The 25,596-nt window shown below is 63.2% G+C and carries 22 protein-coding genes and 2 pseudogenes; 12 read left to right on the forward strand and 12 right to left on the reverse strand.

Annotated elements, in window-relative coordinates; all coding sequences use genetic code 11:
• Positions 1 to 482: pseudogene (locus tag KBX17_RS05970) on the forward strand (hypothetical protein); the annotation flags it as partial.
• A 296-nt stretch (positions 483 to 778) separates the two neighbouring features.
• Positions 779 to 2,062: a hypothetical protein gene (locus KBX17_RS05975; RefSeq protein WP_256018917.1), complete on the forward strand. Its 1,284-nt coding sequence runs from the start codon at positions 779 to 781 to the stop codon at positions 2,060 to 2,062.
• Positions 2,063 to 2,258: 196 nt separating this feature from the next.
• On the opposite strand, the gene KBX17_RS05980 is transcribed toward KBX17_RS05975, so the two are convergent.
• The 4 genes and pseudogenes from KBX17_RS05980 to KBX17_RS05995 all read right to left on the reverse strand — a co-directional run bounded on the left by KBX17_RS05980 (position 2,259) and on the right by KBX17_RS05995 (position 5,730).
• Positions 2,259 to 3,005 carry a DUF3800 domain-containing protein gene (locus KBX17_RS05980; RefSeq protein ID WP_256018918.1) on the reverse strand — a complete coding sequence of 249 codons (747 nt, stop codon included), beginning with the start codon at positions 3,003 to 3,005 and terminating at the stop codon, positions 2,259 to 2,261.
• Positions 3,006 to 3,124: 119 nt separating this feature from the next.
• Positions 3,125 to 3,496 (reverse strand): annotated as a pseudogene (locus KBX17_RS05985) (pyridine nucleotide-disulfide oxidoreductase); the annotation flags it as partial.
• Between the two features lie 406 nt (positions 3,497 to 3,902).
• A complete protein-coding gene (locus tag KBX17_RS05990) occupies positions 3,903 to 4,229 on the reverse strand; it encodes a hypothetical protein (protein ID WP_256018919.1) in 327 nt (108 codons plus the stop codon).
• Positions 4,230 to 4,338: 109 nt separating this feature from the next.
• Entirely contained in the window at positions 4,339 to 5,730 is a 1,392-nt protein-coding gene (locus tag KBX17_RS05995) for an FAD-dependent oxidoreductase (protein WP_256018920.1), read from the reverse strand.
• A 338-nt stretch (positions 5,731 to 6,068) separates the two neighbouring features.
• Between KBX17_RS05995 and pta the strand changes: the two genes are divergently transcribed.
• Positions 6,069 to 7,430 (forward strand): phosphate acetyltransferase, encoded by a 1,362-nt coding sequence (gene pta / locus KBX17_RS06000; RefSeq protein WP_005288366.1) that lies wholly within the window; start codon positions 6,069 to 6,071, stop codon positions 7,428 to 7,430.
• Positions 7,431 to 7,433: 3 nt separating this feature from the next.
• Positions 7,434 to 8,633: an acetate kinase gene (locus KBX17_RS06005; RefSeq protein WP_005288369.1), complete on the forward strand. Its 1,200-nt coding sequence runs from the start codon at positions 7,434 to 7,436 to the stop codon at positions 8,631 to 8,633.
• Between the two features lie 271 nt (positions 8,634 to 8,904).
• On the opposite strand, the gene KBX17_RS06010 is transcribed toward KBX17_RS06005, so the two are convergent.
• Positions 8,905 to 9,282, reverse strand: coding sequence for a hypothetical protein (locus tag KBX17_RS06010; RefSeq protein WP_005288372.1), 378 nt, complete (start codon positions 9,280 to 9,282; stop codon positions 8,905 to 8,907).
• A gap of 298 nt (positions 9,283 to 9,580) precedes the next feature.
• Here KBX17_RS06010 and KBX17_RS06015 point away from each other — a divergent pair, with 298 nt between their 5' ends.
• Positions 9,581 to 10,189 (forward strand): hypothetical protein, encoded by a 609-nt coding sequence (locus KBX17_RS06015; RefSeq protein WP_156774804.1) that lies wholly within the window; start codon positions 9,581 to 9,583, stop codon positions 10,187 to 10,189.
• On the forward strand, positions 10,186 to 10,863 hold the full coding sequence (locus KBX17_RS06020; protein ID WP_005288378.1) for a roadblock/LC7 domain-containing protein: 678 nt from the start codon (positions 10,186 to 10,188) through the stop codon (positions 10,861 to 10,863). Before KBX17_RS06015 ends, KBX17_RS06020 begins: the two co-directional genes overlap by 4 nt.
• 6 nt (positions 10,864 to 10,869) lie before the next feature.
• Here KBX17_RS06020 and KBX17_RS06025 read toward each other — a convergent pair whose 3' ends face one another.
• The 3 genes from KBX17_RS06025 to KBX17_RS06035 are packed head-to-tail and all read right to left on the reverse strand — an operon-like array spanning position 10,870 to position 15,999.
• A complete protein-coding gene (locus KBX17_RS06025; RefSeq protein ID WP_256018921.1) occupies positions 10,870 to 13,473 on the reverse strand; it encodes a serine/threonine protein kinase in 2,604 nt (867 codons plus the stop codon).
• Positions 13,466 to 14,488, reverse strand: coding sequence for a glutamate ABC transporter substrate-binding protein (locus tag KBX17_RS06030; protein ID WP_256004356.1), 1,023 nt, complete (start codon positions 14,486 to 14,488; stop codon positions 13,466 to 13,468). The genes KBX17_RS06025 and KBX17_RS06030 overlap by 8 nt, the downstream gene beginning before the upstream one ends.
• On the reverse strand, positions 14,488 to 15,999 hold the full coding sequence (locus KBX17_RS06035) for a hypothetical protein (protein WP_256004354.1): 1,512 nt from the start codon (positions 15,997 to 15,999) through the stop codon (positions 14,488 to 14,490). The genes KBX17_RS06030 and KBX17_RS06035 overlap by 1 nt, the downstream gene beginning before the upstream one ends.
• Before the next feature lie 72 nt (positions 16,000 to 16,071).
• On the opposite strand from KBX17_RS06035, the gene KBX17_RS06040 reads away from it, so the two are divergent.
• The 4 genes from KBX17_RS06040 to KBX17_RS06055 all read left to right on the forward strand — a co-directional run bounded on the left by KBX17_RS06040 (position 16,072) and on the right by KBX17_RS06055 (position 19,639).
• Entirely contained in the window at positions 16,072 to 16,536 is a 465-nt protein-coding gene (locus KBX17_RS06040; protein WP_255995634.1) for an NUDIX domain-containing protein, read from the forward strand.
• Positions 16,529 to 17,563 carry an ABC transporter ATP-binding protein gene (locus KBX17_RS06045; RefSeq protein ID WP_256018923.1) on the forward strand — a complete coding sequence of 345 codons (1,035 nt, stop codon included), beginning with the start codon at positions 16,529 to 16,531 and terminating at the stop codon, positions 17,561 to 17,563. Before KBX17_RS06040 ends, KBX17_RS06045 begins: the two co-directional genes overlap by 8 nt.
• On the forward strand, positions 17,556 to 18,314 hold the full coding sequence (locus KBX17_RS06050) for an ABC transporter permease (protein WP_005288394.1): 759 nt from the start codon (positions 17,556 to 17,558) through the stop codon (positions 18,312 to 18,314). The genes KBX17_RS06045 and KBX17_RS06050 overlap by 8 nt, the downstream gene beginning before the upstream one ends.
• A 434-nt stretch (positions 18,315 to 18,748) precedes the next feature.
• Complete coding sequence (locus KBX17_RS06055) at positions 18,749 to 19,639, forward strand: endonuclease domain-containing protein (RefSeq protein ID WP_256018924.1); 891 nt, start codon at positions 18,749 to 18,751, stop codon at positions 19,637 to 19,639.
• Between the two features lie 4 nt (positions 19,640 to 19,643).
• On the opposite strand, the gene KBX17_RS06060 is transcribed toward KBX17_RS06055, so the two are convergent.
• From KBX17_RS06060 to KBX17_RS06075, 4 genes are read right to left on the reverse strand one after another with little or no spacing between them, the layout of a single operon-like run.
• On the reverse strand, positions 19,644 to 21,323 hold the full coding sequence (locus KBX17_RS06060; protein ID WP_256018931.1) for a phospholipase D-like domain-containing protein: 1,680 nt from the start codon (positions 21,321 to 21,323) through the stop codon (positions 19,644 to 19,646).
• Positions 21,320 to 22,102 (reverse strand): exodeoxyribonuclease III, encoded by a 783-nt coding sequence (locus tag KBX17_RS06065; RefSeq protein WP_256018932.1) that lies wholly within the window; start codon positions 22,100 to 22,102, stop codon positions 21,320 to 21,322. Before KBX17_RS06065 ends, KBX17_RS06060 begins: the two co-directional genes overlap by 4 nt.
• A 5-nt stretch (positions 22,103 to 22,107) precedes the next feature.
• On the reverse strand, positions 22,108 to 23,112 hold the full coding sequence (locus KBX17_RS06070) for a GNAT family N-acetyltransferase (RefSeq protein WP_256018934.1): 1,005 nt from the start codon (positions 23,110 to 23,112) through the stop codon (positions 22,108 to 22,110).
• Between the two features lie 10 nt (positions 23,113 to 23,122).
• Positions 23,123 to 23,692, reverse strand: coding sequence for a peptide deformylase (locus KBX17_RS06075; protein ID WP_256018935.1), 570 nt, complete (start codon positions 23,690 to 23,692; stop codon positions 23,123 to 23,125).
• 22 nt (positions 23,693 to 23,714) lie between these two features.
• Between KBX17_RS06075 and KBX17_RS06080 the strand changes: the two genes are divergently transcribed.
• Entirely contained in the window at positions 23,715 to 23,942 is a 228-nt protein-coding gene (locus KBX17_RS06080; protein ID WP_005288412.1) for a DUF3263 domain-containing protein, read from the forward strand.
• Positions 23,943 to 24,369: 427 nt separating this feature from the next.
• Positions 24,370 to 25,539, forward strand: a complete 1,170-nt coding sequence (locus KBX17_RS11545; RefSeq protein ID WP_256018937.1) for a LytR C-terminal domain-containing protein — start codon at positions 24,370 to 24,372, stop codon at positions 25,537 to 25,539.
• The last annotated feature ends 57 nt before the right edge of the window (positions 25,540 to 25,596 follow it).

The following is a 25,596-nucleotide window of genomic DNA, read 5'->3' on the forward strand; positions in this document are numbered from 1 at the left end:
AGCCGACCGAGCCGACCGAGCCGACCGAGCCGACCGAGCCGACCGAGCCGACCGAGCCGACCGAGCCGACCGAGCCGACCGAGCCGGAGACGCCAGGGGAGGACAAGCCTGAAAAGCCGGGTAGCTCCGATGGCGAGAACAAGCTGTGGTGGCTGCTGCTCCTGGTTCCGGTAGTCCCTGCTCTGATCTGGCTGTTCGATAAGACCCCGGGCTCGTCGAACCCGACCCCGCCGGTTCCGGGTCAGCCGGGCGACAAGCCTGAGCCGAACCAGCCCGGTGAGCCGGGCCAGCCGGGTGACAACCCTAAGCCGGGCCAGCCCGGTACACCGGGACAGCCGGGTGACAAGCCTGAGCCGAACCAGCCTGGTTCCCCCGAGCAGCCGGTCAAGCCGGGTGCGCCGGGTGAGGGCCGCCAGCCGATCCAGTCTGTGCCGTCTGGTGCGACTGAGAAGGGCGACGATGTCGCTGACTTCATCGGCTAAGAGCTGAACGCTCATAAACTAAGAGCGGGTTGATGCGATCAAGCATCAGCCCGCTTTTTCATGCGCCGACTTCGGTTTCTAGCCAGACGGCAAAACGTCACGGAAGATCAAGACGCTACGTTCTACCTGTAGGAACAAGATATTATGCAAGGTCAAACTACTTAGTGGACCTAACAGCGAAGAACATATACCATTCCTGAGAGGGATTAAGGTTTCATCCCGAAGGTGGTCACTGCAGGGGGACAGTTCAACCAGTTCTCCTGGGTGCGAAGGTACGACGTGTGAAGAAAGAGAACATGAAAAAGCAGGTAGTTTCCCTGACCGTGGCGGCGGCGCTGATCACGCCGCTGACCGTAACTCCCGCCCAGGCACAGGCGGACGTGCCGCAGCACATTCAGCGCACTGGTGAGCGTTTCAGCACCGACTATGATTTCCCCACGTTTGACTGGAGCGGTTGCGAGTGGGCCGTTCGCCAGACGGAGGGCAAGCTCAACTTCGGTGGCCCGCAGGCGGCGGACCCCTCTGACAACCGTGCGAAGTGGGTCAATGGTGCAACGCCTTTGCCGAACGGCGACCTGAAGATTCGTAATGAGGGCATCCGTGGCGGTGTGGAGATCAACGCTGTGGACTCCACCGGCTACGGCACCTACACGTTTGAGTACTCCGCTGATTTCAACGAGATGGATCCGCACAACGTGCTGGGCATCTTCCCGTATGACATGGCGGAGCTCGAGCTGAACAAGTACGACGAGGTGCACAAGAACTCCCACGGCTCCACTGAGATCGACTTCATCGAGATCAGCCGCTGGGGCGTGGTCAACCGCCCGCTTCCGCACGGTGGCGTGACGTACTACCCGGACACGGCTCAACGCCCGGACCGCATCAAACCTGCTGAGTTCGACATTCCGGCTGGTCACCAGACCCTGCAGACCATTGCTGAGTGGGAGAAGGACTACCTGCGCGTGATCACGAAGACGAAGCAAGGCCAAGTGCTTTCCGACGTCACTTCCACCCACCGCGTCCCCCGCGACACCGGTACCCAGCAGCTGCGCATCAACTTGTGGACCAGCGGCGCCAACAGGAGCGAGCACAAGAACGCGGGTGCCGACGAGATCATCTTCCACGACTACAACTACTCCCCGCACATCGGTGCAGCCGCTCAGCAGCCCACCGACACCGACAAGGGCGCTGTCCCGCCGGCTCCCGAGGCAGACGCACCCGAGGTCGAGGCTGGCACAGTGCCGCCGGCACCGGCCGAAAATGCCCCTGAGGTAGAGGGCGGAGTAGTTCCTCCCGCACCGGAAGCTGATGCCCCCGAGGTGGAGGATGGTGCGGTCCGGCCGGCACCTGCACCGGAGGAAGCGCCGTCGAACGCCCCGGAGGCAGCTCCGTTGGAAAACGGTGCTCCTGAGGTTCAGCCCGAGTCCGAGCTCTTCGACCCTGAGCAGCAGGAGAAGCAGTCCAAGGAGGACAAGGCCGCTGAGAAGAGCAAGAACCGCAGCTCCGAGAGCAGCAGTAGCAGCAGCGAAGGTGCCCTCGCTCGCCTGTGGCGCGGGATCCGCGGCTTCTTCGGGTTCTAGTCTGACACGGGTTCTATGGCACACCGTCGGCTACCACTGGTTGAAGCGCCGGCGGCGTGTCAGTCTTGACTAAAGGCGTCGTCATGTGTAACGTCGCGAGCATGCAGGAGTCGTCCCTGAAAGGGGACGGCTCCGGCCCATTTCGGGGGTATTATTCAAGGTCCTGCAGGCCATAAGCCTTGGACTCGGGCTTTCACTACTGCTTGGGCCACACATATTCATATTCCAGAAGACTGTCCACTTCTGAGCAGATGTGTTCGACTTGAGATCTTGCCCAAGCATTGTTCATGGGGGCAGAGAACCGTCCCTTTTGGTAAAAATATGTACATATGTCGACCGCTTGCAATAGGCGGCTGTGGTCGGATGGGCCAAAATAGGCGGTATCAAAGATGTGGTCCAGGGCGACACTAATTTTACCCTTGAGTGCTTTTCCTCTCGCAGCTCGTAGGTTCGCACGAGAGTCATTAGCTGAGTGGTGCTCGTCTGCGAAAATGAGAGCGCGTTCATCGGAGTAGTTTTTGCGCATCTGTTTCTCTACTTCTTCGAGAATGTAACCCATGGTCTGCTGATGAAGAGGGAATGCCCTAGTTCCATACCGTGCTCCGTAGAGATTCTCGTCAATCGTGCGGGTGACAAAGATAGGCTTCTGCCTTTTGATGACCTGAACAATCTCGGAGAAGAGATCGAAACGATCGGCCATGGCGATTTGTCGCCAATGGCCTTTGCCGTGAAAAATCTCTACTGCGTGAAATTCTGATTGACTTGGAAGAACGGTTGAATAACGGCTGTGCAATTGGTCGCCGAGCTCATTGATCTCTTCCTCAACGTTCACGGCTTGCGCCGGACTGCACATCAGCGCGCCGAAAGTGTAGAAAGAGTCATCTGTAGTCTCTGATTCGTCCAAATAGCACAACCGGACCGAACGGTCTGCGTTTTTCCCCATAGTGCAATGCCACTGGCGAACTGGTTGGCTTTCCTGGTCGTGTCGGACAGAAAAGTCTACTGAAAAAAGGTCCCGGCGAGTTGCCGGGACCTTGCTTTAGATCCTAGTGCACTAGGGACTTAGATCTCGTATTCCGGGTGCGAGGCGGCGACCATGTCGTTCCACTCGACGACCTTCTTGCGCTCGCGGCCTTCGGCTTCGCCGAGGGCGCGCTCGTGGGCGTCGAGGTTGTGCCAGCCTTCCCAGGTGGTCGCGTTGACGTTCTTGGAGGCGAGCAGGTCCAGGATGTCCTGGGGGTCGCGCTTGTCGGTCAGTTCCAGGGAGCCGTTGCGGAAGTCGTCGATAAGCATTGTGGTGGTGTCCTTGGCGTCGGACTTGGTGTTGCCGATCAGCCCGATAGGGCCGCGCTTGATCCAGCCGGTGGCGTAGAGGCCGGGGACGATGTCGCCGCCGGGCTCGGTGAGCACGTGGCCTTCGTCGTTGGGGATGACGGGCTACGAATCCAACGCACTTGGCCCCAGTCGCCGCGGACGGATAGCGTGACTTCACCGCCCGGCCCTGCATCAGTTGGTTTTGTTGCTTGCGTGATCCCGCGTAAGAATCGTTTTTGGCGCAGCTGGCTAGAGACAACCTCTGAGTAGGAACGGTCGAAGCATGCGGTTGGCAGAAAACCACTAACCACTAACTCAGCGTTGATCAACAGCACACCCGGCGCTGATCAAAGGTACTCACCGTGCACGAGACCGATTTGCGAACAAGCGCGAGAAGCGCTTGCGAACCGGTTTCGGATCAGGATTTTGCAATCCCGTACGCTCGTAAAAATCGCTGGGAAGAGGCTCGCCGGTTTGCTGACTCGCCTTAACCGCGAGCTTCGCCCACTCTCGCTGCCGATCAACCTTAGTCATTTTCGAAGTCATCATCGGCCTCCTTGTCGGTGCCCCCATTATCGTTCTTTGACCCGGCAATGGCTAGATCCTGGATGATCTTCTTCTCCGTGCGCGTCGTCAGCGGACTCTCGACCAAGATGTTCAGATGGAACATGCCTAACTGGAACGATTGGTCATCTTTCTCGCGAATCAGATCGGTTGCCCACGTGTAGCGTTTCCACCATTCGGCGCGAGCGTCGCTCACCGTCTTTTGGTGAATTGTCAGAATTAGCCCTAAGAAGCCCAGGAAAGCTACGAGCAGCTGTCCTGCCCGCAGCCAGATATCTATTTGGTCCACGTTTTACCCCCTGTCTCCACTGACTTTAGCTGAGATAGGGTGGGCACTGGACAGACGGAAACGAGGCCACGCTACCGTGACCTCACGTAGAGAGTTTCGGCGCAGACCCCTAAATCTCGTACTCCGGGTGCGACGCGGTGACCATGTCGTTCCATTCGACGACCTTCTTGCGTTCGCGTCCTTCGGCCTCGCCGAGGGCGCGTTCGTGGGCGTCGAGGTTGTGCCAGCCTTCCCAGGTGGTCGCGTTGACGTTCTTGGAGGCGAGGAGGTCCAGGATGTCTTGGGGGTCGCGCTTGTCGGTCAGCTCAAGGGAGCCGTTGCGGAAGTCGTCGATAAGCATCGTGGTGGTGTCCTTGGCGTCGGATTTGGTGTTGCCGATCAGCCCGACGGGGCCGCGCTTGATCCAGCCGGTGGCGTACAGGCCCGGGACGATGTCGCCGCCGGGCTCGGTAAGCACGTGGCCTTCGTCGTTGGGGATGACGGCCTTGTAGTCGTCGAAGGGAACACCGTTGACAGCGTCGGAACGATAGCCGACCGCGCGGTAGACCGCCTGGACATCCCAGGTGGTGGTCTCGCCGGTGGTGGTCACGCCACCGTTGCCGTCAAGCTCCGTACGCTCGGTGATAAAACCGGTGACCTTTCCGTCCTCACCGGTGATCTCCACCGGGGACTCGAAGAAGTGGATGAACAGCTTGTGCGGGGCACCCTTCGGGTCGCGCATCGCGTAACCCTCAAGGGTCTGGCAGATCAGGTCAACGGACTTGGAGTCGCGGCGGGCCTGCTCGGACGCTTCGTCGTAGTCGATGTCCTCCGGGTCCACAATCACCTCAATGGTGGGGGAGTGGTCCAGCTCCTTGAGCTCCAGCGGGCTGAACTTCGCCTGCGCCGGGCCGCGGCGGCCGAAGATGTGAATCTCCTTCGCGGCGGAGCGGCCCAGGTTCTCATAAACATTGTCCGGGATCTCGGTGACGTGCAGCTCATCTGCAGTCTTGGCCAGCACGCGCGCAATATCCAGGGCCACGTTGCCTACGCCGACAATCGCGATCTTCTCAGCCGTCAGGTCCCAGTCGCGGGTGAAGTCCGGGTTACCGTCGTAGAAGCCGACGAACTCGGCGGCGCCGTGGTGGCCGTCAAGCTCCGCGCCCGGGATGTTCAGGTCGCGGTCGGCGACAGCGCCGGTAGCGAAGATGACGGCGTCGTAGTACTCCTGCAGCTCCTCAACAGTGATGTCGGTGCCCACGTCGACGTTGCCCAGCAGGCGGATCTCCGGCTTGTCCATCACGTTGTGCAGGGACTTGACAATGCCCTTGATACGCGGGTGGTCCGGCGCCACACCGTAGCGGATCAGGCCAAAGGGCGCGGGCATGCGCTCGAAGATGTCTACCTTCACGTCTACGCCGGACTGGGCGAGGTCAGACTTGATCAGCAGGTCGGAGGCGTAGATGCCGGCCGGGCCGGAGCCGACGACGGCGACGCGGAGGGAATCCTGGGGAGTGCTCATAGAAACTGCTGTGTCCTTCTCGGGGGTGATAGTGATGGATAGTTATTAGTACCTGCCATTGTAGCGGTTTGGCTAATAATACCTAGACCGCTCGTTCTATTACATTCGTACTGAGTGGTGCGGGGGATGGGACGTCGAAAAGCAACGAGCGGGGGCTCGCGGCGTGCGCACGTGAATTGCTGCTGCGCGATAAGTGTGAATCACGTTTCACCTGCGGACTTTTTCAGGCACGCGCCCATGGCCGTGGCTACACTGGTGACCAATGTCGCGCGCGGCGACGACTGCGCGACGGCTCACAACGCACGTCAAATGTGCACAACCCACGCGAAAGGATCCCCATGGCTAACAGGTCCGTTTTGATCACCACGGTAGGCCGCACCCTCGACGGCATCGACGTAGATGCGCTGGCTCAGGAATCCAACCTGACCGCCGTGCGTCTCAGCGAGCACGAGGCTGATGTTTCCGCCGTCGTGTCCGCAGACCTGCTGTCCGCAGGCGACTCCCTGATCGTCGGTACCGGCGACTACAACTACGACGCTGACGCCGCATCCGCGCTGGGCGTTCCCGTGCTCGTCGTCGCTGCCGCCGAGGAAGTCGCAGAACTGGCGAAGAAACGCATCGATGAGCTCGGTGCCACCGTCGCCGCCGTGGTGGCCGATGTTGACGCTGCTGCCATCAACACCGCACTGACCACCGAGACCGAGCAGGTCATGTCCGCAGCCGTGTTTGAGAACTGGCTGCTCAATCGTGCCAAAGAGAAGCGCTCCCACATCGTCCTGCCGGAGGGCGAGGATGACCGCATTCTCGAGGCCGCTGACCAACTCCTCGCGCAGGACGTTGCCGACATCACCATCCTGGGTGACAGCGACGATATCGCCCGCCGCGCTGACAGCAAGGGCCTGAACCTATCCAAGGCGAACATCATTGACCACCTCAACTCCGAGCTGCTGGAAGAGTTCGCCGCAGACTTCGCCGAGCTGCGCAAGAAGAAGGGCATCTCCATCGAGGAGGCCCGCGAGACCATGAAGGACATCTCCTACTTCGCCACCATGATGGTCCACAAGGGGCTGGCAGACGGCATGGTATCCGGTGCCGCGCACACCACCGCGCACACTATTAAGCCGTCCTTCCAGATCATCAAGACCGCTCCAGGCGCGACCGTGGTGTCCTCGATCTTCCTCATGGTCATGCGCGGCCGCCTCTGGGCCTTCGGCGACTGCGCCGTGAACCCGAACCCGACCGCGGAGCAGATCGGCGAGATCGCTGCCGTCTCCGCGCAGACCGCCGCCCAGTTCGGCATCGACCCGAAGGTCGCCGTGCTGTCCTACTCCACCGGCACCTCCGGCTCCGGCCCGGACGTTGACCGCGCTGTTGAGGCCACCGCGAAGGCGAAGGAGCTCGCTCCGGACGTGGCCATCGACGGCCCGCTGCAGTTCGACGCCGCATGCGACCCGGGCGTGGGCAAGAAGAAGGCGCCGGATTCCCCGGTCGCCGGTGAAGCCAACGTGTTCATCTTCCCGGACCTCGAGGCAGGCAACGCCGGCTACAAGATAGCTCAGCGCACCGCCGGCGCGCTCGCTGTCGGCCCGATTCTGCAGGGCCTGAACAAGCCGGTCAACGACCTGTCCCGTGGCGCGACCGTCCCGGACATTGTCAACACCGTCGCAATCACCGCTATCCAGGCACAAGGAGCACACTAACTCATGGCATACGTACTCGTTCTCAACTCCGGGTCCTCCTCGATCAAATTCCAGATCGTCGACCCGACCGCCTCCGCCGCAGACACCCCGTTCGTCTCCGGCTTGGTTGAGCAGATCGGTGAACCCAGCGGCCACATCAAGATCAAGATCGAGGGTCGTGCGGTAGAGTCCTCCATGCCGATCCGCGACCACCGCGGCGGCTTGCAGCTGGCCATCGCCATGCTGGATGCCAACGGCGCTGGCCCGACCCAGGTGGAGATCATCGCCGTGGGTCACCGCATCGTGCACGGTGGTCAGACCTTCAGCGAGCCAGTGCTTATCGACGACACTGTGGTCGAGCAGATCCGCGACCTCATTCCACTGGCCCCGCTGCACAACCCCGCCAACATTGACGGCATCGAGGTGGCACGCGCACTGCTGCCGAACATTCCGCACATCGGTGTGTTCGACACCGGCTTCTTCAACCACCTGCCGGCCAACGCCGCCACCTACGCCATTGACGCGGAGGTGGCCAAGGAGCAGAAGATCCGCCGCTACGGCTTCCACGGCACCTCCCACGAGTTCATCGCGTCCCAGGTCCCGGACCTGATTGGCAAGCCCCTCGAGGAGACTAACCAGATCGTGCTGCACCTGGGCAACGGTGCGTCCGTCTCCGCTGTGCGTGGCGGCCAGCCGATCGACACCACCATGGGCCTCACCCCGCTCGAAGGCCTGGTCATGGGTACCCGCTCCGGCGACATCGACCCGGGTGTCATCTTCCACCTCTACCGCCAGGCCGGCATGAGCATTGACGAGATCGATAACCTGCTCAACCGCGGCTCCGGCGTGAAGGGCATCGCCGGTGTCAACGACTTCCGCGAGCTGCACACCATGATCGAGGAAGGCTCCGCCGAGGCGAAACTGGCTTACGACGTCTACATTCACCGTCTGCGCCGCTACATCGGTGCCTACATGATCGCCCTGGGCCGTGTTGACGCCATCACCTTCACCGCCGGTGTCGGCGAGAACGACTCTCAGGCTCGTGCCGACGCGCTGGCAAATCTCGAGGGCTTCGGCGTGAAGCTAGATGAGGCGAAGAATGCCGAGCGCGGCGACGCCCGTATCATCTCCACCGACGACTCCGCTACCAAGGTCCTCGTGGTTCCGACGAACGAGGAGCTGGCCATCGCCCAGAAGTCCGCGCAGATCGCGCAAGGGGCTTAAGCGGCTGGGGCGCTTACGCCCCCGGGCAAGACAAAACCCACGGCGGGCAGTTCATGCGAACGGTTCCCAGCCGTGGGTTTTGTGGTGTTCTTCAGGTGTGCGGATCAGTCCCCGCGTCAGCTGCACTGACGGCGAAGAGGAGGTCGCCCTCCACAGGCATGGGCTGGATGGCGCGCAGTTGCGCGAAGTCCATGGATGGGGGCTGAGACGCGATCACGGACCACAAAGGCTGGCCTGCGGACGAGTCTCCTCCGCTATCAGTGCGAGCTCTTCAGGAGAGGCCGTGCTTGTTCAAGCCGGACTTGACCACGTTGCGCATCAGCGCGAGGTTGGTCTGGTCCGAGAACGCAGCCACGTACACGAAGAGGTTGTTGTCCAGCATCTTGATCAGGTGGAACTGGTCGTTCAGGGTAAGCAGCATGTCCTGCAGGTTAGTGCGAGAGATGCTCAAAGCGTCCATTGCCTTGAACTTGGACTTGACCATCTCAGAGTTGTAGGCCGCTGCGACGTCAAGGTCGAAGTTCGGGTAACGGGAGTTGGTGGCCAGGGACATGCCGGTGTCCAGGTCGACGATCGATGCGCCGATGAAGCCGCCGAGGTCGCTGGCGATCTCATTGAGGTAGTTGTTCAGAGTTTCTTGGTGGGACATGTTCTTCCTATCTGTTTGTACTTGCGGGAAATCCAATCGAGAAAGTTAGCACTCAACTTGGAGGAAACCCAATACTGAAAGTAACTCCTGGTTTTCCACATCAAGCAGAAAAGTCACTTTACTTCTCTGTAGGTTACATTATTATCGGCAATCTAGGGAGTGTCGCACAGCGATTTGGAAGAAATAGGGTAAAGCGGCTACCCCTATGATGACGCGACAACAAATGTTAGGTTGAGAAAGCAAGGAGATAAATGCCGTGGAAGAGTACGCAGGCGTTCACCGGCGTCAAACTGGTGACGTGAACCGACCGCGCCGCGCTACCAAAGTAGAGCAGCCGTGGGAGAAGGAAGCCCTGGTCGGATCTTATGTCGACCGTGAGGTCGTTTTCTTAGGGCCCGTGGGAGTAGGAAAGACGACCGCGATCTCTACTCTGTCGACGCTTGCGCCCGTTCAAACGGAGGTGTACGCAGCAGCATCGGATGACTTCTACGTGCACACTAAAACGACGACCACCGTGGGCATCGATTTCGGAATGTGGCACCGTCCCGACGGCCGCACCATCGGCCTCTACGGAACCCCTGGGCAGGAACGCTTCCAGGCCGCCCGCGGGCCGGCGATGAACCCGGAGGCCGGGTTGGTTCTCTGGCTGTTCGGCTACGAGCACCTGCTTGAAGACCAGGTTAGTGAGTGGATCATGGCTATCCACGACATGAAGGCGACGAACCGCGTCGTCGTCGCGGTGAACTTCAAAGAGCCGGGCCAGCCTGATCCGGTGACCGAGTTGCGCCACCTCATCCCGGCATTCGGTTTCCCCGATGTGCCGATCATGTCCGCTGATCCCCGCAAGGCGGGCGACGTAGCGGCTGTTGTGGACGCAGCCTTGAACCGAGTGGGAGCCACAGCATGACGTTCACCCAGCACTACGCACCTTATCCCTTGACCTCCGATGCGAATTCCATGAGCGAACCGAACCCTTACTTGAATAACCGCCGCTTTCCCGGCGACAATAACGTTGTGAACCCCGACGCGAATTTCTACCGAAACGTGGACGCTAATGCCCGAATAGCGGACGCGGACATAGTAGATGCCGAAATCGCAGACGACGATACGGCTGGCGTCGACGAGTGGTCCACCCAGATTGGACGCCACCGTCGCGTGCGCGGCACAGATTTTTCCACCAGCGACTTGGCAAAGGCGTGCTTGCCGATCATGTCGAATCTGCGCAACGAGGTGCCCGGTGTGCACTCGGTGGTCCTCGGCACCGGTGACGGCCTGCATGTGTGCTCCATCGGCTTGAAAGACGGCATCGACGCATCGCGTATCACGGCGCTCAACTCGTCGATGTTCGGTGTGGCCGCCGCCCACGCAAAGGTCATTGACCCGGTCTTGGGTGATGAGCACAGCACCAGCGTCATCGTTGAGCTCCCCGGTGACAACCTCATGGCACTGGTGAGGATCGAGCACGAGCCGATCGGCCACCTGGTCATGGGCATTTTCGCCACCGACACCCAGCTGGGCATGCTGACCCACCACGCGCGCAGCTTCGGTAAGCGGCTCGGTGAGTGGCTGAGGGAGATTTAACCCCGGCTAAAACCAGGTTGCCGGCCGCACCTGGTTCGCCGTGTCCACCAGTGCATACCGGTGGCGGGCAAACGGTGCGCGCCGGGCTTGCTCTCGCAGGGTGATGGCAAGGCCGCGGCGGAGGCCGTGGATGGTGAAGTCATACTCGAACAATTGGTTGCGCGATGCCGCCTCGAGGACGTCCTGCTCAATCAGGTAAGTCAGGCCGGCGCGCAGTACAGCGATCTTGATCTGCAACAGCCGCGGTTCGTTGGTCGGGATCTCCTCCAAGCGCCGGGCCGCGCGGCGAATGCGCGACTCGGTCAGGTCCCCGCTGACCAGGTACAAAATGGTGGTCAATTTGGCCATGCGGTGGTGGCGCGAGGACATCGGCACCTTATCCAGGGCTGCCACGGCCATCTCTACCTCACCCTCGAAGATGAGCTGGCGTGCCAGCCCGAACGCGGACGACACAGTGGTCTGGTTCGCCGCCCACACCAGGGCGTACAGGCGCATTGCATTGAGTCGCAGCGTCTCCGGTTTTTGCGAGATGTGCGACCAGTTCGGCGTGATGTCGCCATCCTTCTCCAGCCGGACAAAGTAGGAGTTCGGCAACTCGCCTAAGTCGGATCGGATGGAGGCGAGGTGGCGGGACAAGGTGGCGTCGATAAGCTGCTGCTGTTGCAGGCCAGCTTCCTGCAATAACAGCTCATCGACGGCTGCGAGCGCGAGTTTGGGCGCGGCCTCGCCCGGCACGATGTCGAGGACTTGCGCGAAATCGCGCTGCGCTGCCACGAAGTCGCCGTGGACGAGTTCAGTGACGCCGCTGTACCAGTGGAAACGCCAGTCTTCGCGGAGCCGCTCGTTGAGTTGGGAGAGCCAGTGGCGCGCTTGCGTGGTCAGGCCCAAGTCGAGCATCGCGCGGACGACACCGAAGGGAATCTCGGCGGAGTGCTCGTACTCCGGGGTCTGCATTGCTTGGCGCAGCGTCTCCAGGGTTTCCTGCGGCTCGGCGTAGGAGGAACCGGTGAGCATGCCCGCACCGACATCGCTGCGGTCAATCAGGGGCGTGGGCAGCGCGGATACGACTTCGGACGGGGTGATTTCGGCGGTGCGGTCGATGCCGTCGATAAGCTGATCGGTCCGGAAGACCAGGTGCTTGGTGCCGAATGTCGTACGTTGCGGCGAGAACAGCGAATGCTGCTGCGGGAAGTAGAGACCGTCGCGCACGGCGAGCACCTCGCGCAACACCCCGAGGAGCTGGACTTGAAGCTCACCCACGCTGGAGAAACGTTGCGCCGGGTCGGGGTCGCAGCAGCGCACGAGCAGTCGGTAGAGCGAAATGTGGCGGCGCAGCGTCGGCGATTGCGTGGGCGTGGGCAGCTCCATCGTGAGCACGCCGTTTTCCTTCGGCAGGTCCAAAATGAGTGCGGTGAGCGTGCGGCCAATGGTGTAAATATCGCTGGTGATGCTCGGGCCCTGGCTCGCGACCTCCGGCGCCTGGTAGCCCTTCGTTCCGTAGATGTAGCCGTACGCGCCGATGCCGCTGACCGCGCCCAGATCGATCAGTTTCACCTGGTCCTCGGCCACAATGATGTTGTCCGGCTTCAGGTCGTTGTACACCACCCCGCGCGCGTGCAGGTACCCCAGCGCGGGGAGCACCTCCAGGATGTACGCGATTGCCAGGTCGATGGGGAGGAGGTGATTGCGCTGCTCATTGCGCCTTTCGCGTAACGACGGCCCACCCACAAACTCCATCACAATGAACCCGCCGGAAACACGCGGATCGTCGATGAAGTTGAAAATCTTCACAATCCCCGGGTGCGTGATGTCCGCCAGGAACTCGCGCTCCGCCGCAGCCGCAGCCGTCTCGTCGACGCTCTTTTCCGCCTGCATGCCCTTGAGCACCACCACGCGGCCGGCGACGTGGTGGTCCTGCGCCAAGTAAATCCAGCCCATGCCGCCGTGGGCGATCACACCCTGGATCTCGTACTGGCCGGCCACGACATCGCCGGGGTGCAGCTGCGGTTCCGGGATGCCCTTGTTCACCACGGCGTTCGTCGGATCCTTGATCGCATCCTTCGGGTCCGTCGGCGGGATCCACGGCAGCTCCACCATGCCGTCGGCCACTGTGCGGCCCTTGCGCTTTGTCGCGCGGCGCTCCATGAACGTCTCCAGCGCTTGCCTGCGCGACCTTTCCGAGGTGCTCTTCTGCAGCTCCTGCAGCTGCGCATCCGTGAGACCGGCCGGGCCGGTGCTGGATGAACCGGTGAAACTCGGACCGGAGGCGGCAGCCGTAGCTGCTGCGGTGGCCGGATCCGTGCCGGGGCCGGTGTTCGGACCCGTCGCCCCGCTGTCGCCGCTGCGCAGCTTGTCCAAGTCCTTGAGAATGCCCTCGAACTCGCCGGTGCCGGAGTAGGGGTCGAAGTCCTCTCCCCACTCGTCATCATCAGCATCGTCGTCGGCGAAGGGGTCGAAGGCGACGGCGCTGGTGCTTTCGGCGTCATCCGGATCGCGGTCTTCTGTGCCCAAGCCGTCAGCGGACGGGTCGAATTTCACCGCGTGGGTTTTGGCGGGGGAAAGCGGCTCGGGGTGCTCGGCGCGCTCGGTCGGCTCGGGTGCGTCAGTCATTCTCAACCTCCGTGTCAGCCGGTGCGTCCGGCTCGGTGGGTTCGTCCGGGCGGTATTGCAGACCGGGGGCGGACCGGCTGGCAATGTGGGGGCCGAGCCAGTCGTCGAAGATGCGGTTCCAGGTACCGTCGTCACGCACGCGCTCTAACGTGGAATTGACCTGGCGGGTCAGCCCGTCGTAGCCCTTGGGGATGCCGATGGCGTACTGCTGCTCCGCCACAGCCTCACCGGTGACCGTGGTCAGCGGGTCTTGGGCGGCGGCGCCGGCGAGGATGGTTTCGTCGCCAAGAATGAACCCGGCCTGGAACTGCTGCATCGCCATGAGGCAGTCGGTCCACGTGCGGGTACGCAGAACCTCCTGTTCGGGAAAGGTGCTGCGCGCCATGTCGACCACGTTGGAACCGTCGGCAACGCACACGCGCTCATCGCCGACATCCTCCACGGACTCGATCCCGGAGGCCGCGGGCACGAGCATGCGTACCGACGAATCCAGGTACGGCACCGAAAAATCCACCTTCTCCGCCCGCTCGCGCGTGATCGACATCGTGCGGATCACCACATCCACCTGCCCGCTTTGCAGAGCTTCGGTACGCATGGTGGATTCCACGAAACGGAAGTCGACCTTGTCCGGGTCACCGAAGATGTCGCGGGCGATCTCGCGGGCCAGGTCGACCTCGAAGCCGCGCAGTTCACCGGTGGCATTGTCGCGGAAACTGAGCAGGTACTGCGACTGGTCCACACCCACGATGAGGCGGCCACGCTTGACGATGTCCGGCACACGCTCCTCCGGTTGCTGGTCATCCGGACGCAGCGAGCCCTCCCACTCGAAGGTCGCCGTCGCCGACTCCGGCTCAAGGCCAGGGATGTCGAGGTCCGCGCCGGGCGGCAGCGGAACGTCATCATGAACCGCGTCGGGCTCCGGCAGCGGCGGCGGCGGTGGAGGGGCAGGGGTGCACGCAGTGAGCGCGCCCAGCGCGGCGAGCACCGAGACACTGAAGACCTTCCGCGCGCCCATCACATGTACTCCTGCATCCGTGGACGGATTCCGAACCACATCGCGATCACAGCCGCGAACACGAGCAGCATCACACCCGGCGCCACGGCGCGCGAGGCAGACAGGCCGTCATTGATGTCCGCGCGGAGATCTTCGCGGGAGGAGGAGATGAGGTCGGTCAGGGAGTCGTCGAGAAGCGAAAAAGCGCTCGCGGCACTGTCCTCATCGCTTGTCGACGCCGCAATGTCCACCGCCCGCTCATAATCACCCGACTGCAGCGCGTTCATCATGCGGGTGTGGGCCCGGCGCCACTCGCTCAGCGCGGTGCGGGCTGTGTCGACCTCGCCGGCGTTGTCCTCATTCTCGATCGCGTCGAGCGCGTCGCGGACCTCTTCGACGGTCGCCGCCATGGGCGAACCCTCCGATGAGCGGCGGGTCAGTAGCGTCAATGTCTCGTTCGTGCGCGTCTCCTGGGCGGAGATGCGTGCGCCGGTGAGTTGCTCGAACGGGCCAGCTGCGGCTTCGAACTCGCGTGTGCCGGCGTGCCACGCGGCGATGTTGGACACGCCCACCCACACGACTGCAATCAGCAGGAATGCCGTGGCGACGAGGAAACCGCGGTTGAGGCGGCGGCGGAACATCCGCCACAGCGCCCACTGCGCAGCCAGCAGGGCCAGCACGGCGATGAGGAGGCCGGACAGCGGGCCGAACTGCAGCGTGGACAAGCGCTTCATCTCGCCGCCGAGCTGCGCGCGGGTGAGCTGCAGAATCTCCTCGGCGCTGACCAGCATCTCCTCGCGCATCATCGTGCTGGCCTGCGTCATGTACGCCACGCCGAGCGGGTTGCCGGTGCGCTGGTTCGCCTGGGCGCGCTCCATCAGGCCGGTGTACTGGGGCAGGAGGCGCTGGATTTCGCGGACGTGGTTTTGGACGTCGGTGCTGTCGTCCACACGCGTTTCCACACTGCCGCGCAGCACGTCGTCCGCCGCGATGACTGCCTCATCGATCGCCGCCATGTATTCGCGGTGCGATTCCGCGTCCTGCAGACCGGGCTGCACGAACGACGTGGTGGCCAGCGTGTCCGCCTGGCTCAGGCTCGTGTACAGGATGTGCGCCGAGTTGCTCATCGGCTCCGTGGCGGTGAGCATCCCGTCCAAGGCGGATTCGCGGTTCGCGCTGGACTGGCTCATCAGATAACCGGTGCCCAGCAGCAGGAGAGTCAGCGCCACCATCATCGCGATCAGCCGGCCCAGCGTGGTGAGTAGGAACCCCCACGCTTCCACGACCCAGCGGCCGGTGCCCCCGAACGAGTCGTAGATCTTGTCCCGGAAGCCGCTGAAACCGGTGCGTGGCGGGGCCTCCTCGAGCGAGTCCAGCCAGGCGTCCTCGTTCTGCTCCGGCAGTACCGGGGCTTTGCGGCTCTTGCGGGGAGTGAAGCGGGGAAGGCGGCGCTTTTCAGCTTTTTCTTGCAGCGCGACGTCAGCGTCGGCAGCGAACTCCGCTGCCTCCTCTGAACGCTCCCGTACCGCCATTGCCCCAGAATAGCGCCCCGCACGCCCCCACGGCGGCAACCACACTGGTGGCATCTGGTTACACTGGCCCACATGGAAGGCGACGGAAACGGATGGGTTGACGGCCCCGGCGGTAAGCCGGTGTGGGGCAAGCACGGCGCGGCGGGCCTGTTCCTCCGCGCCGGGGACGCGGTGCTGCTGCAACACCGTGCGCACTGGGTTGCCGACGGCGGTACGTGGGCCCTGCCCGGCGGCGCCCGCGACTCCCACGAGACCGTCGAAGAGGCAGCGCTGCGCGAAACGGTGGAGGAGTGCGGCGTGGACACCTCGCTCATCGAGGTCGAGCAAGCCATCGTCACCGCCGGCGAAGACCCCGGCTGGACTTACACGACCGTGCTGGCCCACACGACCACCGGCGGACCGATTCCCCTCGAGCCCAACGCGGAATCTATGGAGTTGCGTTGGGTTCCGCTGAATGAAATCCGTCAGTTTCCGCTTCATGCGGGGTTCGAGTCGTCGTTAAGCGTGCTTCTATGGCACGCTAAAGCGCATGATTGAAGTCTCTCACCTGACTAAAGAGTACGGTCAGGTCCGTGCGGTCGACGACCTCACATTCGCAGTCGAACCGGGGGTGGTCACCGGCTTCCTCGGGCCGAACGGAGCAGGTAAATCCACCACAATGCGGATGATCCTCGGCCTGGATGAGCCGACGTCAGGCACCGCGGTTATCGACGGCTCCCCCTACCGCTCCCTCCGCGACCCCCTGCGCAAGGTCGGCGCGTTGCTGGATGCGAAAGCGATCCACCCGAACCGCTCGGCGCGCAACTCGCTGCTGTGGCAGGCGCAGGCGTCCGGGATTCCGGCCTCGCGTGTCGACGAAGTGCTTGATCTTGTCGGTCTGACCAGCGTCGCCGGAAAGAAAGCCGGCGGGTTCTCGCTGGGTATGGGGCAGCGCCTCGGCATCGCGGCGGCGATGCTCGGCGACCCCGAGTACCTCATTCTTGACGAGCCAGTCAACGGCCTCGACCCCGAAGGCATCCGCTGGGTGCGCGAACTGCTGCGCCGCTTCGCCGCCGAAGGACGCACCGTGCTCGTGTCCTCGCACCTGCTGGCCGAGATGGCGCAGACCGCTGACCGGCTCGTGGTGATCGGCAAGGGGCGGCTGGTCGCCTCCGGCTCCGTGAACGACTTCATCAAGGAGAACTCCGCCGTCACCACCGTCATCCGCTCCCCGCACCTGGCCGAGTTCTCCGCCGCCCTAAGCAGCGAGGGCGTCGAGTTCCACCAGGCAGCCGACCCTGATGGCCGCCCCGTGCTGGAGATCCCCGGCCGGTCGTCGGAGGAGATGGGCCAGCTGGCTTTCTCCGTCGGCGTGATGGTCACCGAGCTCACCGAGCGCCGCGCTTCCCTCGAGGACGCCTACATCCGCCGCACCGAAGGAGCAGTGGAGTACCAGGCGGCGCCCGGGGCGGTCGCGCCGCAGGGTGCTGGCGCTGGTGCTGGTGCTGCGCCTGCGCGGCCCTCGCAGCCTGCGCCGGGTGAGCCGCAGGACCGTACCCGTAGAGGAGGTAGCCACCGTGCTTAAGACCATGCTTTCGGAGTGGACAAAGCTCCGCACCACCGCTTCTTTCTGGTGGACCTCTGGTTTGGCGCTGTTGTTCTCGATTGCTTGGGCTGTGCTCATGGCCAGCCTGGACAACCCCGACAGCCCGACATATGGCGGCGCTTCTGCCATCATGGGATTCAATTCCTTCGGCCTGATGACGCTGTTGATCCAGGCCATCATGGTGGTCACCACCGAGTACCGGTTCAAGGTGAACTCGACGAACTACACACTGACGCCGCAGCGGTGGCAGGTCGGCCTGGCGAAGCTACTCGTGTACGGCATTTTCGCAGCGATCTTCTCCGTGGTAACGATCATGCTGTGCTTCATTGTCGGTGACCTCATCGCCGCCAACCCGATTGAGTGGTGGGACAACCCCTTCGTCCGCCGGTCGCTGTGGGTCATCCCGCTCACCACGTTCATGGCGGTCATGCTCGTCCAGGGCATTGGCTGGATCGTCCGCGCCACCGCCGGCGCGCTGGCCATCTACCTTGGTTGGCAGCTCGTGCTGGAGCCGGCGCTGGCCATGATCCCGAGGGTCGGCCGCAACATCCAGACCTACGCCCCATTCATGAACTTGCAGTTCTTCACGGCGAACATGAACAACCCGGGCCCGGACCCGCTCGACACGGCAGGTGCCCTTCCGTTGTGGCAGTCGTTCGTGCTCTTCGCGGTGTGGGCGATTGTCCTTTACGTGATCGGGCTGATCCTGCTGGAGAAGCGCGACGCCTAGTTCTCTCGCTGAAGCGCTGAGCGCTTGTAAGGCCGGTCCCAGACGGGGCCGGTTTTTTCTTTAGGCGCCTGGGGCCTGGCTCACGTCTGTTTTCCGGTTCAATCGGGCCGGTAGCCCCACTTCTACATTTTTAGTATCACCCTTCACCGCGTTCGAAGAAATCCGACCTGCGGAAACGCGGTAGAAATTCACTAGAAGGCGATACTAAAAATGTATTCCGTCGGAGACCCTCGGGATCTCACCGCCGCCACGTCGCCCGCACCCAATAGAACCCGCCACTGTCAACCCCTTCGCTCACCGCAGTGCGCACAACTGGGAACTCCACCCCGAATCTATCCACAGGTCAGTAGTGACACGTCATCAAAAACAGTGGTTCTCCACAGAGCGGGGAGCACGCGATAGACGGCCGGCTGGATTCGGTGCACCGTAGCGGTATGCACGCAGACTTGCCCATGCTCAACCAGCTCCTCATACCCATCGGTCACAAGACCCCGCCCGCACTGCAAGCTCGTTTCGATTCGGGCGATCTCTACCGCCTTGCAAGCCGCCGGGCGGTTCAAACCCAGAAACTGGTGAACCTCAAGGAGCATCAGCGCCGTATTCTTTTCGCTTTGGCTGTGGGACAGTCGGCCCGCTCGTCGTACTTGATTGGCGAGTCCGCTGCCGCCCTCCACGGCATCTGGTTGCTGCAGAACAGCCGAGCGCGGGTGGAGTTGGCGACGCGCAGTGGGGCACTCCCTCCCCGAAAGCAGTGGCCGCGTGGCAGCGTGTTCCGGAAAGTCAAGACCAGCCCGGATGGCATTGTCACGCTTCTGGGCGTCGACCTTCTGGACCCAGTTTCTACCTGGCTCGACATCGCGTGCACTCAGGGTTTTGAGGCCGGCTTGGTCGCAGCAGACTACCTGCTTGCGAATGGTTTCGAAAGCGTCGAGTTGATGGACAAGCTTGTCGACGCTAGCCCCTGCCGCGGCATCTGCATCGCACGGGACAGTCTGGAGCATGCGATCGACAACTCCCAATCCGCTGGCGAGAGTTTCGCCCGCGCCCTTCTCATCCAAGCGGACATCGGCCCGTTGACTCCGCAGGCGCAGGTCCTCGGCCCCTATAGCGTGGATTTACTCATCGGTGAGTGGCTCATTGTCGAGGTGGATGGCGACGTGAAGTACAAAGACGATCCGGTCACAGCAACGGAGCGTGAACGCACTCGCCAGAAGCGCATCGAGCGGCTCGGCTATCGGTTCTTGCGCTATAAGCCATCGGAGATTGAGGAGGATCCCGCCGGTTTCATTGCGGAGGTGCGCCGTGCTCTTGCGCAGGTTGCTTAGGCGTCTATTGCAGCGCGGACGTCAGCTTCATCACGTTGTCGATGTACCTGCGCGACCACGGCCGCTTCTTCCACTCGTCGAGCGTGAGTTGCCGCGACACGGACAGGTACGCCGACGCGAGCTCGCACAGGTCGGTGATCAGCGGCCCTTGCAGGATGAACAGGCTGTTTTCGTAGTTCAGCGAGAACGAGCGCATGTCCATGTTGGACGAGCCCATGATCGCGATCTCATTCAGGTGGGCGGCATCGGGCGCCCGTTGCACATTTCCGCTTGTCGACGCCTCCGACCCAGCACCCCCCTCATGCCCCGCATGGTCGGCCCCACTCGTAGCGGCGTGAGCTTCGACCGATGCGCCGCGCGGCAGGTCAGCCGATTCTGTAGGGGTTTTGGCAACATCCCCCGCCCGGGCAGTGCCTGGCTTTGGCTCGCCTGCGTCCGGATAGGTCAGCGCGACGGGGTCCGCGATGGCGAACTTGGTGTGCAGCACGTAGGGGGCGGGGAACTGCCAGATGTGCACGCCGGCTTCCAGAAGCTGCTGGTAGTAGGCGGACTGAGCGTGGTTGACCATGAACTGGTCGGCTTTCTCGCCGACGAGGAGGTCGACGCGCACGCCGCGGTAGCAGGCGGTCGTGATGGCTTCGAGCATGGAATCGTCGGGCACGAAGTAGGGGGAGCAGAGAATGAGCCGGTGGCGGGCGTGGTGGATCAAGGTGTTGAACATCCGCAGGTTCGGCTCGGTGGTGTAACCGGGGCCGGAGGGGATGAGCTGGAGGACGTTCTGGTCTTCGAGGGTGGCGGGGTCCGGGTCGTGCGGGGCGGAGATCTCGAGGATCTCGCCGGCTTCGGTGTACCAATCGACGGCGAACATGGACTCGAGCGAGGCGACGATCGGCCCGGTGAGCTCCACAAACGCATCGACCCATTGGCGGCCGTGCTTGACGTGGCCGGGCATGAGGTACGTCCGGTCGATGAGGTTGAACGACCCCATGAACGCGACCTCATCATCAATGACCATGAGTTTGCGGTGGTTGCGCAGGTCCGGCCGGCGGAATTTGCCGCGCAGCGGCTGCAACGGCAGCATCATGTGCCACTCGATTCCGGCCTCCGTCATGCGCCGCTTGAACGTGCGGAAGTCGGGGTATTTCCAGGAGCCAATGTGGTCGAACAGAACGCGTACTTTCACGCCGCGCGCGACGGCCCGCTCCATCGCCTCCCACACTTGCCCGGTCGTCTTGTCCCAGGCCATGGCATAAATCTCGACGTGCACGTGTGAGGTCGCCTCATCGATCGCCGAGGCCAGCCGCCGCATCGTCGCCGAATAGTCGGACCAGAGGTGCTTGACGTGGCCGTCCAGCGCCGGAAATCCCGTCAAGGTCCGGTTGAGGTGGGCCATCGTCGCCACCTCGCCGGATACTGATGCGGCGGAGGGGTAGTCGGGGAAGGAGGTGTGGACGTCGTTAAGCATCGCGTTGGCCTCCCGCTGAATGCGGTGACGCCGCCGCGACAGAAATGTCGAGCCGAGGAAGAAATAGATCGGCAACCCGAGGAACGGAATGAGCAGAATGACCAGCAGCCACGCGTTCGCGCTGGACGGTTTGCGGTTTTCCGGGATGACGCCGATGACGGCGAATTTGATGGCGTAGTCAATCACCATCAGCACGAGTTGCCACGTGGCGAGGCTCATCGGACCTCATCCAAATGCAGCCGCGTCAGGTCGTAATCCACGACGACGGGTGCGTGGTCGCTCGCGCCCTTGCCCTCACGCTCATGCGTATCGACGAATCCAGCCCCCTCCAACCCCGACAACTGGAAATCAATGAGCATCCCCTCGCCCTTTTGGAAGCGCATGCCCTTGTAATCCCAGTAGGAGTAGGGCTCGGGGTGGGTGGCCTGGTTCAGGCCGGACTCGAGAAGCGCTTCGAAGGCGGCGCGCTCCGGCTCGGTGACGTGGGTTTTTCCCTCGAAGAAGGCGCGGTCCCAGACGTCTTTGTCGGTCGGGGCGATGTTGTAGTCGCCGCAGAAGACCTGGGGTGTGGAGGGGTCGATCTGCTCGGCGAGGCGCCAGAGGAACTCGAGTTTGTAGTCGTAGTGGCGGTCGCCGATCTCGCGGCCGTTGGGGACGTAGAGGCTCCAGACCTCGACGCCGCCGCAGGTCGCGGCGACGGCGCGGGCCTCGCGGTCCTGCGGGGCGTCGGGGTCCTTGTTGAAGCCTGGCTGGCCGTCGAACCCGTCGCGCACGTTCTCGAGCCCGACGCGGGAGATGATCGCCACACCGTTCCACTGGTGGTAGCCGACGTGCGCGACATCGTACCCCGCGGCCTCAAACGCCGAGTAGGGGAACTTGTCGTCGGAGCATTTCGTTTCCTGCATGGCCAGGACGTCGACATCATTGCGCTCCAGAAAGGCGACGGCCCGGTCGATCCGGGTACGTACCGAGTTGATGTTCCATGTAGCTACTCGCATGCGATCTACCCTAGCCGGGCGTAGCGGTGGCGGTGGTGCTCGGTGAAGCCCAGCTTGTCGTAAAGGCCGATGCCCGCGTCGTTCGTCGCGAGCACTTGGAGGTAGGCCGCGTCCGCACCGCGCTGCGCACCCCACTCCAGCATGCGCCCACCCAGCAGCGTGCCCAGCCCGCGTCTGCGGTACTCCGGCGCGACTTCGACTGCGGAATACCCCAGCCAGGCGCGGCCGTCATCGGACTCGGTGGTCGTGCCGCGGGTGACCGCGACGACGTTGCCCTGCGTGTCGAGGAGGGAGCCGAACCCCATCTCCCCCTCAATCCCGTCACGCAACTCTGCCAGGGCTTCCGGCGGCAACGGCTGGCCGCGGAAGTGGTACATCGACAGCCAGTCGTCGGAGGGCTGGGAGTCGATGCGGAAGGTGAACCCGCTGGCCAGCGCGCCGGGCTCGGTCTCCGCGTCTTCGCCGGCGAGCTCACGCGTCATCGTGATGATCTCCGGCCCGAGCTCCCAGCCCGCACCACCCGCACCCTGCTCGCGTGCGACCAAGTCGGCCGCCGGCTTGCCGATGCGCTCCGGAATCAACAACTGCACCGGCATCCCCCGCTCGGCATAGAACGCAGTGATCTCGGCGAGCGGAACCGGTTGAAAACCAGCCGAATGCCCGATCGGGGTGGCCGAGTTGGAGCGTTCGGCGATGGAGGAACCGGAGCGGGTGAGCCAGCCGTCGATGAGCATGCGCTCTTGGCCGGGGAACGCGCGGGCGTACGCGGTTTCGACGGCGCGGATGTCGGAATTGCGGATGCGGCGCGGGCTGAGGCGGCGGAGGACCAGGATGTCCTCGGCCGGGATGGTCAGCGCTTCCGCCTCGGACGGCAGGCCGCCGACTTTCTGCGGGCGGATGACCAGCGGGTCGAGCGCCTCGATGTGGCCGATGACGTCCGTGGCGTGGTTGCCGAAGCGGCGGCGCACCACCACCCGGTCGCCCGGGGAGAGGGGTTCAGCGCGGAACACTAGTGCTCTTCTAGTGCCCGAACGGGTCCTCGTCGGTGCCCGGCAGCCACGTGTTGCCGGCCTCAGTCCACCCGTTCGCCTTCACCGCGCGCTTCGCCTCGCGCTTGTACCGGCCGGTGAGAACGTCCAGGTACACGTACCCGTCCAGGTGGCCGACCTCATGCTGCAGGCAGCGCGCGAAGAAACCGGTGCCCTCGACCTCGACCGGGTCGCCGTTCTCGTCGAGGCCGGTGACCTTCGCCCACTCGGCGCGCGCCGTCGGGAAGGACTCGCCGGGGACGGAAAGGCAACCTTCGTCGTCTTCGCCGTCATCCTTTGGCATCGTCTTCGGGATATCGCTGGTCTCCAGCACCGGATTGATCACCGTGCCGCTGCGCATCGTATCGCCATCTGGGCAGTGGTACACGAACAAGCGCTTATTCACGCCGATCTGATTCGCGGCCAGCCCCACGCCGTTCGCCGCGTCCATCGTCTCGTGCATGTCGGCGATGAGCTCTTTGAGCTCCGCGACCGGCTCAGTGACAGGCTCGGTCGGCGTGTGCAGGACGGGGTCACCGTGTATGACAATCGGTCGGATCATGGCGACCAGTATAGTTTCGCGCATGGACCCCACCGACCTGACCATCCTCGACTTCGCGGACCGCGCGCCCCGCAGCCTCGGCGCGCGCGAAGAAGCCATCCGGGTTGAGCTGGGCATGTCGCCGTTCAGGTACTACCAAAAGCTCAACACGCTTATCGACGACCCCACCGCCCTCTCCCACAACCCCCAACTCATCCGCAGACTCCAGAGGCTGCGCGACGCCCGCGCCCTCGGCCGCGACGCAGGGTAGGGGTTCGCGGGCCTGGTTGGTGGGCCGGGCTGGTGTGGTGGTCTTGGCTGGCCCGCGCTGGCGAGCTCGCCTGGCCAGCCCTCGCAGTTCGCGCTGCAAAAGTTTACAAACCCGATTTCGGTTTGCTGCCTGAAAATGCTCTTACCTGCAGTGATATTTCCAGAGCGACATCGAGTTCGTCATCTTTTGCACAAGCGCCTACGGGGAACGCGTTCTACACTGTGTCTGAGCTGCGTTCGGGGTTTCAGTGGCAGTGTGTTGCGGAAAAGTTGACGAGCTCGAGGTGCCTGTATGACACCAAAACTCGCTCACCAGCTGTTTCGGTTCTAGGCGAAAATCGGGTTTGTCAACTTTTCTGCAAAGCGCATTGAAAGAGTCGGCGCGTCGCAAACCTTTCGAGACAAAAGAGACAACTAGGGTGACTGCTGTGACTAATGTGAACTCTGGTAAACCTGGCACCTTCGATCGTTCGTCGAACCTTTACTCCGACCGGTACGACGAAATTTCCGACGGCTCCTTCGGCGAAGCCTACGAGGAGTACTACGACACCCCTCTAGAACCGGACGCGCCGGCTACTCCGGCTGAGCGCGCATCTTCGGGCGGTAGGCACCGCCGCCGCGACGAGGACGATTATGACTTCGGCGCCTCGGCTGGAGCAGTATGCGCGGCTGGCGCTGCTGGCACCGTTGGTGTAGCGGGTGCGAGCGCGTACACCAGCGGTGACCTCCACACCCGTGACGCTACTTACGGCGACACCGTTTATAGCGACCGCGGATACGGCAGCCGCGATTACGTCGATGATTACTCCGACGGCGAGTACGCCGAGGCAGAGTACCCGGAGGCAGAGTACGCAGACGGTTACGCTGCTGACGAGTACGTCGACCAGTACGAGGACGCGTATGACGATCGGACGCTGATGGTGCCGGCGGTGCGGGCGTCGAGAAGCGAAAGGGCAGGTAGCTCCGCTGTCGCCGCAGGCAGTGTGCCTAAGCGTGGTCTCGCGATGATCCTGATTGCCGTTGCCGCGCTGCTCGGACTGTGGGGCCTCTACGCGATGATGCAGAAGGATAATTCCGGTGACGTCGCGCAGGAGCAGGCGCCGGAGCAGGTGCAGAACGCGAACGGCCAGAACAGCTCGAACGTGCAGAGCGGCCACGACGGCAACGAGCTGGATCCGGCTGCGCAGAACGACAGCCGGCAGAACGCGAGTAACGACAGCGCCCAGACCAACCAGGCCGACAACCGCACTCCGGAAGGCGCTGCGCCGGCGGCCAGCGGCCAGGCGATGACGGCTGAGAACGAGACGATCAACGTCTACAACAACTCCACCGTCCCAAACCTCGCAGCCGAGGTGTCTGACCAGCTCAAGGGGCAGGGTGTGCAGGTCGGTGAGGTCGGCAACATTGGTGAGCAGCAGGCCGTCCTCGAGCAGAACACCGTCTTCTTCGACCCGGCGACCCCGGGTGCGGAGGAGCGGGCGCGGGTGCTGGCGGACCGGGTTGGGGGCGTCGCTAGGGCGAACGACCCGACCGTGCCGAGCGAAGCGAACAACCCTGGTTCCCTGACGCTGGTTCTGACCGGCCCGGTGAACCTCTAGCCGACAAAGTTCACGAAAACCGGCCTTGTGGCGGCGCCCGACCGCCCGAAAGGCCGG

The sequence above is a fragment of the Corynebacterium sp. CCUG 65737 genome, assembly GCF_024454115.1.
In the GTDB taxonomy this organism is placed as follows: domain Bacteria; phylum Actinomycetota; class Actinomycetes; order Mycobacteriales; family Mycobacteriaceae; genus Corynebacterium; species Corynebacterium genitalium.

What these genes read in the sequence shown, in the direction of transcription:
- KBX17_RS06035 (WP_256004354.1), bottom strand. Translation starts at nt 15,999, where the DNA reads ATGGCGGTACGGGAGCGTTCAGAGGAGGCAGCGGAGTTCGCTGCCGAC.
- KBX17_RS06005 (WP_005288369.1), top strand. Translation starts at nt 7,434, where the DNA reads ATGGCATACGTACTCGTTCTCAACTCCGGGTCCTCCTCGATCAAATTC.
- KBX17_RS05975 (WP_256018917.1), top strand. Translation starts at nt 779, where the DNA reads ATGAAAAAGCAGGTAGTTTCCCTGACCGTGGCGGCGGCGCTGATCACG.
- pta (WP_005288366.1), top strand. Translation starts at nt 6,069, where the DNA reads ATGGCTAACAGGTCCGTTTTGATCACCACGGTAGGCCGCACCCTCGAC.
- KBX17_RS05980 (WP_256018918.1), bottom strand. Translation starts at nt 3,005, where the DNA reads ATGGGGAAAAACGCAGACCGTTCGGTCCGGTTGTGCTATTTGGACGAA.
- KBX17_RS06065 (WP_256018932.1), bottom strand. Translation starts at nt 22,102, where the DNA reads ATGCGAGTAGCTACATGGAACATCAACTCGGTACGTACCCGGATCGAC.
- KBX17_RS06075 (WP_256018935.1), bottom strand. Translation starts at nt 23,692, where the DNA reads ATGATCCGACCGATTGTCATACACGGTGACCCCGTCCTGCACACGCCG.
- KBX17_RS06080 (WP_005288412.1), top strand. Translation starts at nt 23,715, where the DNA reads ATGGACCCCACCGACCTGACCATCCTCGACTTCGCGGACCGCGCGCCC.
- KBX17_RS06045 (WP_256018923.1), top strand. Translation starts at nt 16,529, where the DNA reads ATGATTGAAGTCTCTCACCTGACTAAAGAGTACGGTCAGGTCCGTGCG.
- KBX17_RS06010 (WP_005288372.1), bottom strand. Translation starts at nt 9,282, where the DNA reads ATGTCCCACCAAGAAACTCTGAACAACTACCTCAATGAGATCGCCAGC.
- KBX17_RS06030 (WP_256004356.1), bottom strand. Translation starts at nt 14,488, where the DNA reads ATGGGCGCGCGGAAGGTCTTCAGTGTCTCGGTGCTCGCCGCGCTGGGC.
- KBX17_RS06025 (WP_256018921.1), bottom strand. Translation starts at nt 13,473, where the DNA reads ATGACTGACGCACCCGAGCCGACCGAGCGCGCCGAGCACCCCGAGCCG.
- KBX17_RS06040 (WP_255995634.1), top strand. Translation starts at nt 16,072, where the DNA reads ATGGAAGGCGACGGAAACGGATGGGTTGACGGCCCCGGCGGTAAGCCG.
- KBX17_RS06060 (WP_256018931.1), bottom strand. Translation starts at nt 21,323, where the DNA reads ATGAGCCTCGCCACGTGGCAACTCGTGCTGATGGTGATTGACTACGCC.
- KBX17_RS06055 (WP_256018924.1), top strand. Translation starts at nt 18,749, where the DNA reads ATGCACGCAGACTTGCCCATGCTCAACCAGCTCCTCATACCCATCGGT.
- KBX17_RS05995 (WP_256018920.1), bottom strand. Translation starts at nt 5,730, where the DNA reads ATGAGCACTCCCCAGGATTCCCTCCGCGTCGCCGTCGTCGGCTCCGGC.
- KBX17_RS06020 (WP_005288378.1), top strand. Translation starts at nt 10,186, where the DNA reads ATGACGTTCACCCAGCACTACGCACCTTATCCCTTGACCTCCGATGCG.